General features: G+C 67.2%; 15 protein-coding genes. 5 read left to right on the plus strand and 10 right to left on the minus strand.

Annotated features, from left to right (window positions below; all coding sequences use genetic code 11):
- Positions 1 to 158 precede the first annotated feature (158 nt).
- Genes cpaB through AC3WVS_RS26440 form a run of 6 tightly spaced genes read right to left on the minus strand, consistent with a single transcriptional unit; the run spans position 159 to position 4,833 of the window.
- Positions 159 to 1,190 carry a Flp pilus assembly protein CpaB gene (gene cpaB / locus AC3WVS_RS26415; RefSeq protein WP_058696948.1) on the minus strand — a complete coding sequence of 344 codons (1,032 nt, stop codon included), beginning with the start codon at positions 1,188 to 1,190 and terminating at the stop codon, positions 159 to 161.
- A gap of 42 nt (positions 1,191 to 1,232) precedes the next feature.
- Positions 1,233 to 1,406 carry a hypothetical protein gene (locus AC3WVS_RS26420; protein ID WP_010809200.1) on the minus strand — a complete coding sequence of 58 codons (174 nt, stop codon included), beginning with the start codon at positions 1,404 to 1,406 and terminating at the stop codon, positions 1,233 to 1,235.
- A gap of 4 nt (positions 1,407 to 1,410) precedes the next feature.
- Positions 1,411 to 2,136, minus strand: coding sequence for a hypothetical protein (locus AC3WVS_RS26425; RefSeq protein ID WP_492320962.1), 726 nt, complete (start codon positions 2,134 to 2,136; stop codon positions 1,411 to 1,413).
- A gap of 1 nt (position 2,137) precedes the next feature.
- Entirely contained in the window at positions 2,138 to 2,899 is a 762-nt protein-coding gene (locus tag AC3WVS_RS26430) for a hypothetical protein (RefSeq protein ID WP_492320963.1), read from the minus strand.
- Between the two features lie 58 nt (positions 2,900 to 2,957).
- The gene (locus tag AC3WVS_RS26435; protein WP_492320964.1) at positions 2,958 to 4,487 is read right to left on the minus strand and encodes a pilus assembly protein TadG-related protein; all 1,530 of its coding nucleotides are present in this window, start codon (positions 4,485 to 4,487) and stop codon (positions 2,958 to 2,960) included.
- Positions 4,488 to 4,539: 52 nt separating this feature from the next.
- Entirely contained in the window at positions 4,540 to 4,833 is a 294-nt protein-coding gene (locus tag AC3WVS_RS26440) for a Flp family type IVb pilin (protein ID WP_010809204.1), read from the minus strand.
- Between the two features lie 430 nt (positions 4,834 to 5,263).
- Between AC3WVS_RS26440 and AC3WVS_RS26445 the strand changes: the two genes are divergently transcribed.
- Positions 5,264 to 5,560, plus strand: coding sequence for an ArsR/SmtB family transcription factor (locus AC3WVS_RS26445; RefSeq protein ID WP_010809205.1), 297 nt, complete (start codon positions 5,264 to 5,266; stop codon positions 5,558 to 5,560).
- 516 nt (positions 5,561 to 6,076) lie between these two features.
- A complete protein-coding gene (locus tag AC3WVS_RS26450; protein ID WP_011614818.1) occupies positions 6,077 to 6,919 on the plus strand; it encodes a class I SAM-dependent methyltransferase in 843 nt (280 codons plus the stop codon).
- On the opposite strand, the gene AC3WVS_RS26455 is transcribed toward AC3WVS_RS26450, so the two are convergent.
- A complete protein-coding gene (locus AC3WVS_RS26455) occupies positions 6,920 to 7,495 on the minus strand; it encodes a DUF1415 domain-containing protein (protein ID WP_492320965.1) in 576 nt (191 codons plus the stop codon).
- A gap of 90 nt (positions 7,496 to 7,585) precedes the next feature.
- On the opposite strand from AC3WVS_RS26455, the gene AC3WVS_RS26460 reads away from it, so the two are divergent.
- Positions 7,586 to 8,851 carry a TIGR03862 family flavoprotein gene (locus AC3WVS_RS26460; RefSeq protein ID WP_492320966.1) on the plus strand — a complete coding sequence of 422 codons (1,266 nt, stop codon included), beginning with the start codon at positions 7,586 to 7,588 and terminating at the stop codon, positions 8,849 to 8,851.
- Here the strand turns inward: AC3WVS_RS26460 and AC3WVS_RS26465 are convergent.
- Both AC3WVS_RS26465 and AC3WVS_RS26470 read right to left on the minus strand, forming a co-directional pair.
- Positions 8,848 to 10,473, minus strand: a complete 1,626-nt coding sequence (locus tag AC3WVS_RS26465) for an NAD(P)/FAD-dependent oxidoreductase (RefSeq protein ID WP_492320967.1) — start codon at positions 10,471 to 10,473, stop codon at positions 8,848 to 8,850. The genes AC3WVS_RS26460 and AC3WVS_RS26465 overlap by 4 nt on opposite strands.
- 67 nt (positions 10,474 to 10,540) lie before the next feature.
- Positions 10,541 to 10,912 (minus strand): hypothetical protein, encoded by a 372-nt coding sequence (locus tag AC3WVS_RS26470; protein ID WP_492320968.1) that lies wholly within the window; start codon positions 10,910 to 10,912, stop codon positions 10,541 to 10,543.
- Positions 10,913 to 11,088: 176 nt separating this feature from the next.
- On the opposite strand from AC3WVS_RS26470, the gene AC3WVS_RS26475 reads away from it, so the two are divergent.
- The gene (locus AC3WVS_RS26475) at positions 11,089 to 12,525 is read left to right on the plus strand and encodes an aminotransferase-like domain-containing protein (protein ID WP_492320969.1); all 1,437 of its coding nucleotides are present in this window, start codon (positions 11,089 to 11,091) and stop codon (positions 12,523 to 12,525) included.
- 420 nt (positions 12,526 to 12,945) lie between these two features.
- Positions 12,946 to 14,451 carry a sensor domain-containing diguanylate cyclase gene (locus tag AC3WVS_RS26480; protein ID WP_492320970.1) on the plus strand — a complete coding sequence of 502 codons (1,506 nt, stop codon included), beginning with the start codon at positions 12,946 to 12,948 and terminating at the stop codon, positions 14,449 to 14,451.
- An 11-nt stretch (positions 14,452 to 14,462) separates the two neighbouring features.
- Here the strand turns inward: AC3WVS_RS26480 and AC3WVS_RS26485 are convergent, their stop codons facing one another.
- Positions 14,463 to 14,717, minus strand: a complete 255-nt coding sequence (locus tag AC3WVS_RS26485) for a putative hemolysin (protein ID WP_492320971.1) — start codon at positions 14,715 to 14,717, stop codon at positions 14,463 to 14,465.
- Between the last annotated feature and the right edge of the window lie 134 nt (positions 14,718 to 14,851).

Consider the following 14,851-nt stretch of genomic DNA (forward strand, 5'->3'; position numbering starts at 1 on the left):
CATGGCGCGCCCCCTTACCCGTTTTCCCGTCCGGTGCTCTGTGTACCGTGACCGCCTGCAGGCGCCCGGCGATGCCGCCGCGCTGCGCGAAAGACCCATCCATTGCGTGTTCCGTCAGTTGGTGTTCTGGATAATCCGATGTCGTGCGGCCGCCGCGCTCAACGCGAGGCCGGCCGGCCCGCCATGGCGTTGGCGGCGTTGGCAACGGCGCCCTGCTGGGCCTGGGCGATGCCGCCCGCGGAACCGCCCATGGATCCGCCATTGGCCAGCGCCGAAGAAATGGCGTTGCCGATGTCCTGCGCGGTAGGCAGCTTGGAGATCATGTTGGCGCCCGCGGAACGGCCACCGACGATGTATTCGATGGCCGCTTCGTCGCCACCGGCGAAGAGCGCGTGCTCGCTGACCGCGATCTGCGGGGTCGCGGTCTTGTCGGCCGCATTGCGCAGCACCGCGCGCAGGCTGCCGACCTTCTGCGCCAGCGCCAGCCGCGCCGCCTGTTCGGGCGACACCATCAGCGTGAGGCTGTCGTAATCCGGGTTGGTGTCCACGCCCTCCGCGCCTTCCGCGGCCTGCGCCGCCATGGCTTCGCCATAGTCGCGCGGGCGCACGTCCTGGCCGGTGGCCAGCACCAGCATGTCCGACATCAGCAGCCGCGCGGTCTGCTTGTCGGTGCCTGCCGCGGTGGGCGAGGTGGAGCTGATCAGGAACAGGTCGACATGGTTGCCAGGCTTGAGCATCTTGGCCGTCGAGTTGACCATGTCGACCTCGATGGTGAAGGCGCGCTTGCCGGGCTTGAGCAGGTCGGAGAAATCGCGCGACTGCAGCGCTTCCACGTCGGCACGCCGCACCGGCTGGCCCTGCCGCACCTGGCGCACCAGGCGCAGGTTCGCCACCTTGTCGAAGCTGCTCGCCAGGATCATGTCTTCGTAGACCAGGTCGGCCGGAATCTCCCGCGCCGCGAAGCCATTGCCGTCGATCACCGTGCCCGGCGCGGCATTGCGCACCGGCACCATGACGGCCACGCGGCGGCCCTCGTTCAGCTGTGCGGCCAGCTGCTCTTTCAGTGCCGCTTCGCGCCCGCTCAGGAAGCGGTAGATCCACAGTGTCAGCAGGCCGGCGACCAGCACGGCGATGACAAGGACGACCCAGGGATTCCCGATAATTGAATGAATCTTGATTTTCTTCAGCATGAATGTGCTTGCAATGGCCAGACGCCGCCTGGTGGCGGTGCGTCAGGGAAGTGACAGGGAAAAGCTGTACGCCTGAAAGAAGGACCTGAACGCCGCGGCCAGCATGCTGATGACCGAGTTGTCGCCGCCGGCGACCAGCACGGCAACGACCAGCAGCGTGATGACGATGTATTCGAACGCGGCCTGCCCGCGCTGGCGCCTGCTACGGATTGCCATCGCGCTACTCCGGCCGTGCCACGGTGATCACCGCGTCGGTCTGGCCGGCGCGGTCGACAAAGGTGGCATCCATGCGTTCCTGCTGCCGCTGCATGGCCAGCGTGAGGCCCTCGATGCGGCCCGAACCGTCGGCCACGGGCGCGGGCATCTGCACCACCGAACTCCAGCCCTGCGCCGCCAGCCGCTCGGCGGCGCGCTGCCGCGCCGCCTGCGCGTTGCCGGGCAGCCGGACCACCAGGGTGCGCCCGCGCTGGCCGCGGTCCGTGCTCTGGACATCGGACAGGACCTTGGCGCCGGGCGGCAGGCCCAGGTCGCCCAGCCCGGTGCCGGACGCCACCGGCGCCAGCTTGCTGACCGAGAAGATGCCCGCCACATGCCCGCCCGGCGCGGGCCTGGGCTCCAGCGACAGCACATAGTGGCAAAGCCCGTCGATCGCGCTCAGCACGTACTGGCCGCCGGCGCGCTGCCCGCGCGCCGGCACGCCTTCGCGCGTCCAGTACTGGCGCCACGCGTCCGAGACCGCTTCGGCGGTGCCGGCGAACTCCATCGTCAGCACCCGCGTGGGCAGGCCGTTGACCACCATGTCGGTGCCGACCGCATGCGCCCTGGCAGGCGCAACCGGCTGCCGCGTGCAGTCCGTCGCGGTCGCTGCCGCCGCGGACCAGGCGAGCGCGGCCGGCGGCAGCGCGGCCAGGCAGCGCATCAGCACGCCATGCATGCAGGCTCTCATCTCAGCGGCTCCCCAGGCGGTCGGCGGGGACCACGTCGGGCTGGATGCGGCCCAGGTCCAGTTTCAGGATTTCCGGCCCGAAGGCGGCCAGCCCGACGGTCAGCGCGGTGTCGATCACGCCGCCCTTGCTGGTGGGCACCGCTTCCTTGATCACGGCGAGCGTGCCGTTGCGCCCCTCGGGCGTCCAGGCGTTGGTCAGCAGCACGGTGTGATCCTGCATGCCGAAGCCGGTCCAGCCCGGCCACAGCGCGCGCAGGGCCGCGTTGTCGCCGGCGACGGACAACCCCACCTCGGCCCGGTAGAGGTTGCGCGTGGCCAGGTCGAAGCCGGCGTTGACCGCGTTGGCAGCACCCATGGCAGCCGTGATCGGCTTGAGCGTGGCTGCCGGGGTTTCGTCGACGCCGCTGCCCAGGGTCGCGTCGGCATAGTTGCGCAGCATGTCGACGCCGGCATGGTCTTTCCACATCGGCGCCATGCCGCCGGGCAGGCGGCGCGCCGTGCGGTCGCTCGACGCCAGCGCGGCCTGGTCGTGCCCCAGTACGCGCTGCACGAATTCGCTGCGGATCTCTTCGTCGCCCTTGCTGGCGAAGCTGCCGTGCGACGCGCGCCAGCCCGGGTCGACGGTCCAGACCGTGCGCTCCCAGCCGGCATAGCGCGAGGCCATCAGCGCCTTGTTGCGCACGTCGCTGAACTTGCCCAGCATCGCCATGCCGAGAAACAGCACGCCAAGCACCGTCATCGCGGCGATCACGAATTCGATCATTGCCTGTCCGGCTGCCCGGTTCGGCCTGGCTGGCCTGCGCATGCGCATGTCCGTTCCCTCAGTTGCCCTGTGCCGCGATCGCGGTAACGCGTTCGAGATCGCTGGTCTGCGTCAGCGATGCCTGCCAGTACGGATTGAAGAGGCTCGGGTATTCGATGCGCGAATCGGCGCGCCGCCACCCCGCCGCGCTGCGCAGCGCGCCCGCCATGCCGCCGCTGTCGGTCGGGCGGATAAAGTACGCGCTGCCGCTGGCAAGCGCGCGCATCATGCCGCCGGCCATGCGCCCGTCCAGCGTCAGGCGATCGCCGCCCGGCAGCACGCGCGAACTGGTGACGACTGAAGTGTCCTGGCGCTGCGCCTCGATCGTGATCGAGGGCGCGCGGTTGAAATCGTCCACGGGCCCGGTGCCGGGCTTGGGCTGGTTGCTCAGGTCGGCGTACTCCTGCAGCCCCGCGGGCTTGTTGTGCAGGGTCTTGCCCGGGCCCGACGAGTACTGCATCTGCGCGGCGATCAGCGTCAGCGGGTTCAGCAGCGAACCGCCGAAATTGCTGTAGCCACCGTAGCCGGAGCGGCCCGAATAGCGCCCGCCCGGGCCATTGGCCGCGCCGCCGCGCCCGACACTGGACACCGTGGGAATCGCAAACCCGACCGGGCCGGCCGGCGTGGCCCAGACACAGGCAAGCGTGCCGTTGGCCTGCGAGGCATCGAGTGCTTCCCAGCCCTTCTTGTCGCGGCGCAGATGCGTGCCGCCGTCATGCGTGACGACGGTCACCATGATGGCCACCACCGCGCCCTTGCAGCCCTTGTAGGCAGTCGGGACCGCCGTCGGCGAGCGCGGCGAGCCGCGGTCCTTCAGAAAGCCGTCGAGCGTGGTGCCGTCGGTGGTGACGTCGGCAAAGCGGTCCTTGCCGGTGGCCGAACCCTGCTTGGGATACTGCGGATCGGTCACGGTGGTGAACTTGGTCCAGCGGGCCAGCTGCACGCCATAGCGCGGGCCAAAGAAGTAGCCGGAACTGACCGTCGAATCAGGCTGGTTGCGCTTGGCGACTTCGTCGGTCACCAGCGGCACCGCGGCAATGGTGCCCGCGTGGTAGGCGCGCTGCGCCATGCTGAGCGCGGCGATGATGTCATCGAGCCCGGTCACCAGCGGCGGCAGCAGCGTGTTCAGGGCGGATCGCACCGGCGTGATCGCGGCCTTGCCCAGTTGCTTGGGCGTGGTCCACAGCAACTGCCCGTCGGAGAAGATCTTGACCAGCGTGTCGATCCAGGTGTTTTCCGTGTAGGTGCCCTTCAGCTCGTCGATCCACGACTTGAGGCTCACGGCCTGCGCCACGGCCACCTGGTTGGCCACCATCGCGCGGTTCGCGTAGGCGGCAAAGTTGTAGTCGCGCGCCTGCAGCACCGCGGCGCTATAGGCCGCTGCGTCCGCCGTGTTCTGCAGCTTGGTCTTGGCGCTGGTCAGCTGGCTCGCATTGAAGGCGAGATACAGGGCCAGCCCGCCGATGGCGAGGAACACCAGCGCGAAGGCGAGTGCCTGACCGCGCTGGCCGGGACGGCTGCGTCGATGCGCAAGACCTGTTTTGCCCATGTTCCGGGATCGCGAGTGCTGGAGCGCAGCAAGCAACTGGCGGCGATGCCGCTTAGTTGTTCTTGCCCGTGTCGTTGCCGACGTTGTAGTTGTTCAGCCCCTTGCCCTGGTTGGCCTTGGAACTGGCATCGTCCGCGGCGCTGCCGGCTTGCTTGATGGCCTGCTTGGACGCCGAGTTCTTGCCGGCCATTTCCTGGGCGAGGCCCGCGGTCTGGTTGCGGATGGTCTGGCCGAACATGGCATAGACGCCGATCGCGGACACGGCGATCAGTGCCACGATGATGATGTATTCGGTCATGCCCTGACCTTGCTGACGCGCCTTGCGGCGCAGATTTGCGAATGTCATAACGACTCCTTCCATGGGAATGCACAGAAACGGTTGCGCCATATGAAAGGCGCCTCATATGGAAGCCATATGTAAAGAAAACGCTGATGCGAACGGTTATCCGGCAGCAGCGGCGTGCATGCTATCAAAAGGTTCCTTAGGGCCGAAGAGGAATAATTTCAATATTTTTAATAGCGTTGAAATAACCCTACCAGGGACTCCCCCGAATGTAACAAAAAGTAATCCTTCACAATGGACGGAGGTTATACGAACTATTCTCGGAACCGGCACATTGCCAGCAATGGGGTGCTGTTGAGCGTTGATTTACGGATGACAAGCCGCGCCACGGGCGGCAGGCCGCATGCGGCCTGCCTGCTGGACTTCAAGGCGAACCGGGGCAGTCATACCGCCCCTGCCAGCTGCCCGCGGCATAAAATAAAGAAGCAAAAAAATGGCAGAACTGGATATAAAGAATGCAGTGGAAATACTGGGGGCGTTAGCACAGGAAAATCGGCTCAGGATATTTTTACTGCTCGCCGATTCGGGACCGGAAGGAATACCGGCAGGTATTATCTCCGCATCTTCCGATTTAACTCCCTCTTCCGTAACATTCCATTTGAAGGAATTGGTCAGGACGGGGTTGGTTAAAAGCCGCCAGCAAGGGCGGTTCATGATTTACTCCGCCACCACCGACGGCATTTCCTCAGTCCTCGCATTTCTTGGCGGGAAATGCGCTTCCCTGCAGTAGAGGGCACTGTTCCGGCGGCGCGCCGCGCCGCCGGACGACCCGCCGCGCGGGCCTGCGCCGCCAGCCCGGCACCTCATCCCGACAATCCCGTCTGCCAAATTTGCGTATTTCGAATTCATGACACAAATCGTGTCAATTATGTTGTTTCAGGATCATTGCCGATTTCGGAATTCAGCCTTGGTCGAGATGCAACACGCCGCCCGCTGGTGGCCAAAGGCAGTCGGTTTCTGACCATTTGCCGCGCTTTTGCCGGAGCCGAGCGCCAGGAGCCCGGAGAAACGCAGGCATCCCGTGGCGGTAACAATGCAGCAGTTTTAATACTTTTACCATTTATCCGACAGCAGCTCGCAAGCTCGATCGAGCCCGCCGAGAGCCCGTGCCGGCGATGCGGAAGCGCCAATCACGCCACGCCCCGCACCGGTGAGGCCAGCGTCACTCGGGGACCCTGCGGGACTTTTCGGTAAACTGTCGGCATTCCGGGACGCGCCGCGTCCCGCAGCCTGCGCAGTCCCCCTCATGTCAAATACCCACGAAATCCGCCCCGGCCAGTCCATCGAACTGCTCAAGGAACTCCATATCCTGACGCGCGACGGCAAGATGAATCAGGACAGCCGGCGCAAGCTCAAGCAGGTCTACCACCTGTTCCAGTTCATCGAACCGCTGCTGCAGGAAGTCAAGGCCGAGCGCGGCCGCGTCACGCTGGTGGACCACGGCGCCGGCAAGTCGTATCTGGGCTTTATCCTCTACGACCTGTTCTTCAAGGCGCTGCAGGACGACTCACATATCTTCGGCATCGAAACCCGTGAAGAACTGGTGAAGACCTCGCAGGCGCTGGCTGCGCGGCTGGGCTTTGCTGGGATGTCGTTCCTGAACCTGTCGGTGGCGGATTCGATCACCTCGCCGCAGTTGCCGCCCACCGTCGACGTCGTCACCGCGCTGCATGCGTGCAATACCGCGACCGACGACGCGATCCGCTTTGCGCTGGCCAAGCAGGCCCGCCATATCGTGCTGGTGCCGTGCTGCCAGGCCGAGGTGGCCAGCGTGCTGCGCAAGCACAAGGGCAAGCTGCTGGCGGGCAATCCGCTGACGGAAATCTGGCGCCACCCGCTGCACACGCGCGAGTTCGGCAGCCAGGTGACCAATGTGCTGCGCTGCCTGCAGCTGGAGGCGCATGGCTACCAGGTCAGCGTGACCGAGCTGGTGGGCTGGGAACACTCGATGAAGAACGAGCTGATCATCGCGCAGTACAAGGACCTGCCGCGCCGCCGCCCGGCCGAGCGGCTGGAAGAGGTGCTGGAAAGACTGGGGCTGGAAGAGATGCGCGAGCGCTTCTTCACCGCGCCGGTGTCGGCTGCGTAGTCAGACTTTACCGGGCTCGTCCTCGCCCGCCATCCAGCGCTGCCAGCCCTCGTGGCCCAGGCGGCGCATGGTGGCCTGGTTGCGCTCGTAGATGTCCGCCGCATCCGGGAACGCCGCCGCCGCGCGGGCGATGGAGTCCTCGCGCAGCAGGTGCAGGATCGGATACGGGGCGCGGTTGGTGTAGTTCTCGATATCGTCCGGCTCGGTCCCGGCAAACTGGTACTGCGGATGGAAGCTGGCGATCTGCAGCGTGCCTTCCAGCCCGAGGCTGCCGAGCAGGCGCTCGGCAAAATACAGCAGGTCGTTGAAGTCGAGGAAGTCCGCCACCGCATCCGGCAGGATCAGCAGCGTGGTGTCGATCTGGTCGGGGTCGGCGTCTGCCAGCAGGCGCAGTTCGCGCTCCAGGTCGTCCATCACGTCCGGCGCTTCGGTGACGGTGCTGACCACGTAGCGCACCTGCTCCTTCACATACACGCTCTTGGCGAACGGGCACAGGTTGAGCCCGATCACGGCGCGCTCCAGCCAGTGGCGGGTGGCGGCGATGACGGTGTCTGCGGAGTGAGTGGCGGAGGTCATGATGGCGATGCGCGGCAAACCGTCATTCTAGCGCTGCCGCAGGCTCTATAATCCGCGGCGGAAACACCCCGCCCCCTGCCGAGCCTCCTGATGCCCTCTTCCGCCACTTCCTCCCCTTCCCAAGCCAGCGTCGACGTTGCCGTCATCGGCGGCGGTCCGGCCGGCCTGATGGCGGCCGAAGTGCTGGCGGCGCAAGGTGCCAGCGTGGCCGTCTACGACGCCATGCCGTCGGTCGGGCGCAAGTTTTTGATGGCCGGCAAGGGCGGCATGAACCTGACCCACGCGGAGCCGGAGCCGGCCTTCCTCGGCCGCTATGGCGCCCGCACCGCGCAGATCGCGCCGATGCTGGCGGGCTTCGGCCCGCAGGCCCTGCGCGACTGGGTGCACGGGCTTGGCATCGAGACCTTCATCGGCAGTTCCGGCCGCGTCTTCCCGACCGACATGAAGGCCGCGCCGATGCTGCGCGCGTGGCTGCACCGCCTGCGCGAGTCCGGCGTGCAGTTCCATATGCGTCACCGCTGGCTGGGCTGGGACGACGGCGCGCCGCATGCGCTGCGCTTTGCCACGCCGCACGGTGAAACGGTCATGCGGGCACGCGCGGTGGTGCTGGCGCTGGGCGGTGCCAGCTGGGCAAGGCTGGGATCGGATGGTGCGTGGGTGCCGCGGCTGGCCGAGCGCGGCATCGAGATTGCGCCGCTGCGGCCCGCCAACTGCGGTTTCGATGTGGCGTGGAGCGAAGCGTTTGCGGCGCGCTTTGCCGGCGAGCCGGTCAAGCCGGTAGCCATCGCCCTGACCGACCGCGATGGGCAAGCGCACTACCGCCAGGGCGAGTTCGTCATCAGTGCGACCGGCATCGAAGGCAGCCTGGTCTACGCGCTGTCCGCGCCGATCCGCGACCGCATCGAGGCCGATGGCGGCGCCACCATCCACCTGGACCTGCTGCCGGCGCATAGCGCCGAACATGTCAGCGCGCAGGTAACGCATCCGCGCGGCGCGCGCTCGCTGTCGAGCCACCTGCAAAGCCGGCTCGGCCTCACCGGCGTCAAGGCCGGACTGCTGCGCGAATGCCTGTCGAAGGAAGCGATGCACGATGCCGGCACGCTGGCCGCATCGATCAAGGCGCTGCCGCTGCGGCTGCTGCGCCCGCGGCCCATCGACGAAGTGATCAGCAGCGCCGGTGGCGTGCGCTTCGAGGCGATGGATGAAGGGTTGATGCTGCGCGCGCTGCCGGGCGTGTTCTGCGCCGGCGAGATGCTGGACTGGGAGGCACCCACCGGCGGCTACCTGCTGACGGCGTGCTTTGCCAGCGGGCGCACCGCGGCGCTCGGCGCCGCGGCTTACCTGCAGCAGGCTTAGGCGGCCTTGCCGCCGACGATGCTGAGCGCCACCGCCTCGGCCACTTCGATGCCGTCGATCGCCGCGGAGTAGATGCCGCCGGCATAACCCGCGCCTTCGCCCGCCGGGTACAGGCCCTTCACATTGATGCTCTGGTAGTCATCGTTGTTGCGGCGGATGCGCAGCGGCGACGAGGTGCGCGTCTCCACCCCGGTCAGCACGGCATCATGCAGGGCAAAGCCAGGCAGCTTCTTGTCGATCTCGGGAATGCCCTCGCGGATCGCCGCGATCACGTAGTCAGGCAGCGACGTGCTCAGGTCGGTCGGCGTCACGCCGGGCTTGTACGAGGGCTCGACCGAACCCAGCGACGTGGATGGCCGTCCCGCGATGAAATCGCCCACCAGCTGGCCCGGCGCGCAGTAGTTGCTGCCGCCCAGCTCGAACGCGCGCTCTTCCCACTTGCGCTGGAATTCGATGCCGGCGAGCGGGCCGCCGGGATAGTCCTCGGGTGTGATGCCGACCACGATGCCGGCATTGGCGTTGCGCTCGGCGCGCTTGTACTGGCTCATGCCATTGGTCACCACCCGGCCCGGCTCGGAAGCTGCCGCCACCACCGTGCCGCCCGGGCACATGCAGAAGCTGTACACCGACCGCCCGTTGCTGCAGTGATGCACGACCTTGTAGTCGGCCGCGCCCAGCAGCTTGTTGCCGGCGAACTTGCCGAAGCGGCTGCGGTTGATCAGCCCCTGCGGATGCTCGATGCGAAAGCCCAGCGAGAACGGCTTGGCCTCCATGAACACGCCGCGCCTGTGCAGCATCTCGAAGGTGTCGCGCGCGCTGTGGCCGACCGCCATGATGACGTGGTCGGCTTCCAGGTATTCGCCGTTGGACAGCTTCAGGCCGCGCACCTGGCCGTTGTCGATGTCGATATCGTCGACGCGCGTCTCGAAGCGGATCTCGCCGCCCAGTTCGATGATCTCGGCGCGCATCTTCTCGACCATGCTGACCAGCCGGAAGGTACCGATGTGCGGGCGCGCCTTGTACAGGATGTCCTCCGGCGCGCCGGCGCGCACGAACTCGTTGAGCACCTTGCGGCCATAGTGCTTGGGGTCCTTGATCTGGCTGTACAGCTTGCCGTCCGAGAACGTGCCCGCGCCGCCTTCCCCGAACTGCACGTTCGATTCCGGATTGAGCACGCTCTTGCGCCACAGGCCGAAGGTGTCCCTGGTGCGCTCGCGCACTTCCTTGCCGCGCTCCAGGATGATCGGGCGGAAGCCCGACTGCGCCAGGATCAGGCCGGCCAGCAGGCCGCACGGGCCCATGCCGATCACCACCGGGCGCGGATGCGAGCTGCCCGCCTGCGCGCGCGCGACGAAGTGGTACGCCATGTCGGGCGTCACGCTCCAGTTCGGCTTGCCGGCCATGCGTTTGATTGCCGCGGCCTCGTCGCCGACCTCGATATCGATGATGTAGGTCAGCTTGATATCCGAGCGCTTGCGCGCATCGTGGGCACGGCGGAACACGGTATAGCCGATCAGGCCGTCTCCCTTGACACCGATCTGCGCGGCGCTGGTGCGCACGGCGGCGTCCAGGTCGCTTTCGGTATGGTCGAGCGGGAGTTTGACTTCACTTAGACGTAGCATGGGGAACCCGAGAACTGCGGCCGGGGGGTTGGGCACACCAATGTGCCAGGCCGGCCGGAGCGCAATTTTATAGGCTTTCGGGCGCGGAGTCGGGAATCTGGCGGGATTCGGGCTGTCGGGCCGGCCCGGTGCGGCGCCACGACAACGCCAGCCAGGCTTGCAGCCGGGGCAGCCAGCCCGGCGGGTCAGTGATCGACAATGCGCCGGCGCGGCTTGCCGACAGCGTCAGCCAGCCGCGCGCGGGCACGATCCACGTGTCGCCCGCGCGCAGGCGCCGCCGCGGTACGTAGCAGGTCTCGGCCAGCCATTGCGGCGGCCCGGCCAGCTCCAGCTCACCCGCGCCGGCATGCAGCATGGTGCCCGCCGCCACGCGCAGGCGCAGGCACTGGCCGGCCAGAAGCGGCACTACGGTTGATGTGTCGTTGAGATCGCTTTGCATGGCAGGACTCCGGTAACAGGCACAGGACTCCAGCCTATCGACCTGATCTCATCCGCGGCAGGCACACCCCGGAACCGCCTGGACCGGAACAGCCAAGCAAATTCAGCCCTGTTACGATACAGCCGCCACGCGTCTGTATCTGTACTGATGCGGCCAACCGCGCCACGATGCCCCCAATGGAATCCGCCCCGCTCTACCGCCAGGTTGCCGGCCACTACCGCCGCGCCATCGAATCCGGAACGCTCGCCGCCGGTGACCGCATGCCGTCGGTGCGCGCGCTGATGGCGCTGCACAGTGTGAGCCTGTCCACCGCACTGCAGGCATGCAGGCAGCTCGAGAGCGACGGCTTGCTGGAAGCGCGGCCGCGCTCGGGTTATTTCGTCGCGGCACCGCTGCGTTCGCCGCTGGCGGCGCTGGCCGAGCCGGCCGCGGCCTTGCCTGATCCGGCGCAGTATGTCGGCATCCACCAGCGCATTTCCGGCTTGCTGGCGCGTGGCCAGCACCAGCATGTGCATACCAACCTGGGCGGCGCCTATTGCGCGCCGTCACTGTATCCGACCGAGGCGCTGCGCAGCGCCGCGACCCGTGCGCTGCGCCGGCATCCGCTGCTGTTCGGCGAAGCGGTCGAGCCCGAGGGCTACCAGCCGCTGCGCGCCGCGCTGGCGCGCCAGGCGTTGCGGGCGCGCGTGCAGCTCGCGCCGGAGGAAATCGTCATCACCAACGGCTGCACCGAGGCGCTCAACCTGGCCCTGCGCGCGGTGGCCGGGCCGGGCGACGTGATCGCGGTGGAATCACCGACCTACTACGGCCTGCTGCAGATCCTGGAAAGTCTCGGCATGCGCGCGCTGGAGATCCCGTGCAGCCCCCAGACCGGCATCTCGCTGGAGGCGCTGGAGCTGGCCGCGCAGCACTACGACAATATCCGCGCGGTGGCGGTGGTGCCCAACCTGCAGAACCCGCTCGGCTGCATCATGCCGGACGCGCACAAGGCGCGGCTGGTGCAGTGGTGCGAGGCGCGCGGCATCGCGCTGATCGAGGACGACTGCTTCTCGGCCACCGCCGACAGCGATGCGCCGCCGGCCGCGGCCAAGGCCTGGGATGGCAGCGGCAACGTGATCCACTGCGCCTCGCTGCACAAGGTGCTGGCGCCCGGCATGCGCCTGGGCTGGATCGCCGCCGGCAAATGGCAGGCGCGCGTGGAGATGCTCAAGTTCGGCCTGTCGCGGCCCAACGAGATGCTGTCGCAGATGGCGGCCGCCGACTTCCTGGCTTCCGGCGCGCACGACCGCCACCTGCGCCGGCTGCGCACCCGGCTGTGCGCGCAGCGCGAATGGTTCACGCAGGCCATCGCCGCAAGCTTTCCCGCCGGGACGCGGCTGGGGTCCCCGCGCGGCGGCATGCACCTGTGGGTGGAACTGCCCGCCCTGGTATCGTCCGAAGCGGTGTTCGACCAGGCGCTGCAGGCCGGCATCCGCGTGATGCCGGGCGTGATGTTCTCCAACGCCGGCCGCTTCGACCACTGCCTGCGCGTCAACTGCGGCACGCCGCGCTCGGCGCAGATCGAGCGGGCACTGGGCACGCTGGCCGCCATCGTGCAGCGGCTGGCGGGCTAGCCCTGGCGCTTGCCTGCCAATATCCCTCCCCTTTTGCTGGCGCCTCGCCTATCCTAAGAACCCATTTCATAATGAAGAAGGGGACGCGTTCAAGCCAGGCGCGGCGCAGGCTAGGCGCGGGCCGCCGGCCTTGGTCATTCCAAGGTCAAGGCCCGTAACAACGCATGCGCCGCGCCTGGCTTGAACCCGAAGGGAAGGCTGCTGCCGGGCCGCATGGCGTTGTTGCGGCCTCCTTGCGTGGAATAACCACGCCGCGTCGGCCACGCCTAGCCCTGCGGCCCGGCAGCAGCCTTCGCGCCCCTTCTTCATTATGAAATGGGTTCTAAGCGCTGGTGCGCAGGGCGGCCCGGCTGGTCTCCGGGGGCGAAGACCGACCACGGGGCGCCGTGCACCACGGGAAAAAGAAAAAGGAGAAAAGCCTTGAGCAGTGCATCCGCGGCAACGTCCGTCGGCAAGGGTGCCGGCAACCCTGCCGGCAACAACCTGGACGACTATCAAACCCTGTTCCAACTGGCACCTGTCTCGCTGTGGCTGGAAGACTTCAGCGCCGTGCGCGAGTATTTTGCGCAACTGCGCAAGGAAGGTGTCACCGACCTGCGCGCCCACCTGCGCGCGGACCCGCGGCAAGCGGCGCAGTGCTCGGCGCTGATCCGCGTGATCGACGTGAACCGGCGCACGCTGGAGCTGTTCCGTGCAGCCGATCTCGACGACCTGGTGGCCAACCTCGACACAGTCTTCCGCGACGACATGCTCGACCAGCATGTCGAGGAGCTCGGCCAGTTGTGGGACGGCGGCAATCGCTTCGCCAGCCAGACCGTCAACTACGCGCTGGATGGCGAGCGGCTCGACATCCAGCTCGAGGCCACGGTGTTGCCGGGCCACGAAGACACCTGGGAGCGCGTGCTGCTGTCGATCAAGGACATCACCCCGCGCATGCGCACCGAGCGTGAACTGCGCCGCAGCGAGCAGTATGCGCTGGGACTGTTCGAGCATTCGCCGGTGTCGCTGTGGGTAGAAGACTTCAGCGCGGTCAAGGTGCTGCTCGATGAAGTGCGCGGCGCCGGCATCACCGACTTCCGCACCTTCCTCAACGTGCATCCGGACTTTGTCTCGCGCTGCATGCAGGAGATCCGCGTGCTCGACGTCAACCAGCAGACGCTGCAGATGTTCGGCGCGGGCAGCAAGCAGGCCCTGCTGTCGCGGCTGGGCGATGTGTTCCGCGACGACATGCGCATCCATTTTGCCGAGCAACTGATCGACCTCTGGCACGAGAAGCTGTGGCAGCAGCGCGAAGTCATCAACTACGCGCTCGATGGCCGCGCCGTGGACGTCTTCATGCAGTGGTCGGTATTCCCCGGGCGGGAAGCGGACTGGGACCAGGTGCTGGTGTCGCTGACCGATATCACGGCGCGCAAGAAGGCAGAAGCCTATGTCGAGTTCCTGGGCAAGCACGACGTGCTGACCAAGCTCTACAACCGCGCCTACTATGAGGACGAGATGGCGCGGCTGGGCCGCAAGGGCCCGTGGCCGGTCAGCGTGGTGGCGGTGGACCTGAACGGCCTCAAGGTGGTCAACGACCAGTTCGGCCATGCCGACGGCGACGGGCTGCTGCGCCGCACCGGCGAGGTGTTGAAGAAGGCGGTGGGCGAGCAGGCCTGCGTGGCGCGCATCGGCGGCGACGAGTTCATGATCCTGCTGCCCGGGCGCGACGAGCGCGGCGCCGCGACGGTGGTCGAGCAGATCGGCAAGGTGGTGGAGCTGAACAACCAGTTCTACCCGGGCGCACGCCTGAGCCTTTCCATCGGCCACGCCACCTGCCTGCAGGGCGACCGGCTGAACGAGGTCGTCAAGCTGGCCGACAGCCGCATGTATCAAGCCAAGCGCGACTACTACACCACGCTGGCCAACGAACGCCGCCGCGATTGAAGCCTAGCGGCTCAGCCCGGCGTGCATTCGCCGCGCAGCAGCGCCCACTCCTCGCATTGCTTGCCGGACGGGAAGGTGCAGATGCCGGACTGGCCGGCGGGTGTCGACACGATCTGCAGCTTGCCGCCGCGCTGCGTGCAGTTGACGGAGGCGGGGTTGGGCTTGCCGACGGCAGCGGCGCTGCTGGCAGCTCGTTCTTCAGGTGTCGTGGTGCATGCGGCGGCGCCAAGGGCGGCGGCCAGCCACAGTGCGGTGCGCGCGCGCATCGGGATCTCCGGGGGAAAACGAAGCTGCGAACTGAGTGCTCCCTCTCCCGCTTGCGGTGTATAGACCGGGGACATAGGTAACACCTGTTCGGGGACATGGGTAACACAACTAGACTGGCTGGCAGTGTCTTTTG

The organism is Cupriavidus sp. CPT47-8839-RL05A (genome assembly GCF_058792255.1).

Excerpts from the sequence above, each read along its gene's own strand:
- cpaB (WP_058696948.1), bottom strand. The coding sequence starts at position 1,190 with ATGCTGAAGAAAATCAAGATTCATTCAATTATCGGGAATCCCTGGGTC.
- AC3WVS_RS26420 (WP_010809200.1), bottom strand. The coding sequence starts at position 1,406 with ATGGCAATCCGTAGCAGGCGCCAGCGCGGGCAGGCCGCGTTCGAATAC.
- AC3WVS_RS26425 (WP_492320962.1), bottom strand. The coding sequence starts at position 2,136 with ATGAGAGCCTGCATGCATGGCGTGCTGATGCGCTGCCTGGCCGCGCTG.
- AC3WVS_RS26430 (WP_492320963.1), bottom strand. The coding sequence starts at position 2,899 with ATGATCGAATTCGTGATCGCCGCGATGACGGTGCTTGGCGTGCTGTTT.
- AC3WVS_RS26435 (WP_492320964.1), bottom strand. The coding sequence starts at position 4,487 with ATGGGCAAAACAGGTCTTGCGCATCGACGCAGCCGTCCCGGCCAGCGC.
- AC3WVS_RS26440 (WP_010809204.1), bottom strand. The coding sequence starts at position 4,833 with ATGACATTCGCAAATCTGCGCCGCAAGGCGCGTCAGCAAGGTCAGGGC.
- AC3WVS_RS26445 (WP_010809205.1), top strand. The coding sequence starts at position 5,264 with ATGGCAGAACTGGATATAAAGAATGCAGTGGAAATACTGGGGGCGTTA.
- AC3WVS_RS26450 (WP_011614818.1), top strand. The coding sequence starts at position 6,077 with ATGTCAAATACCCACGAAATCCGCCCCGGCCAGTCCATCGAACTGCTC.
- AC3WVS_RS26455 (WP_492320965.1), bottom strand. The coding sequence starts at position 7,495 with ATGACCTCCGCCACTCACTCCGCAGACACCGTCATCGCCGCCACCCGC.
- AC3WVS_RS26460 (WP_492320966.1), top strand. The coding sequence starts at position 7,586 with ATGCCCTCTTCCGCCACTTCCTCCCCTTCCCAAGCCAGCGTCGACGTT.
- AC3WVS_RS26465 (WP_492320967.1), bottom strand. The coding sequence starts at position 10,473 with ATGCTACGTCTAAGTGAAGTCAAACTCCCGCTCGACCATACCGAAAGC.
- AC3WVS_RS26470 (WP_492320968.1), bottom strand. The coding sequence starts at position 10,912 with ATGCAAAGCGATCTCAACGACACATCAACCGTAGTGCCGCTTCTGGCC.
- AC3WVS_RS26475 (WP_492320969.1), top strand. The coding sequence starts at position 11,089 with ATGGAATCCGCCCCGCTCTACCGCCAGGTTGCCGGCCACTACCGCCGC.
- AC3WVS_RS26485 (WP_492320971.1), bottom strand. The coding sequence starts at position 14,717 with ATGCGCGCGCGCACCGCACTGTGGCTGGCCGCCGCCCTTGGCGCCGCC.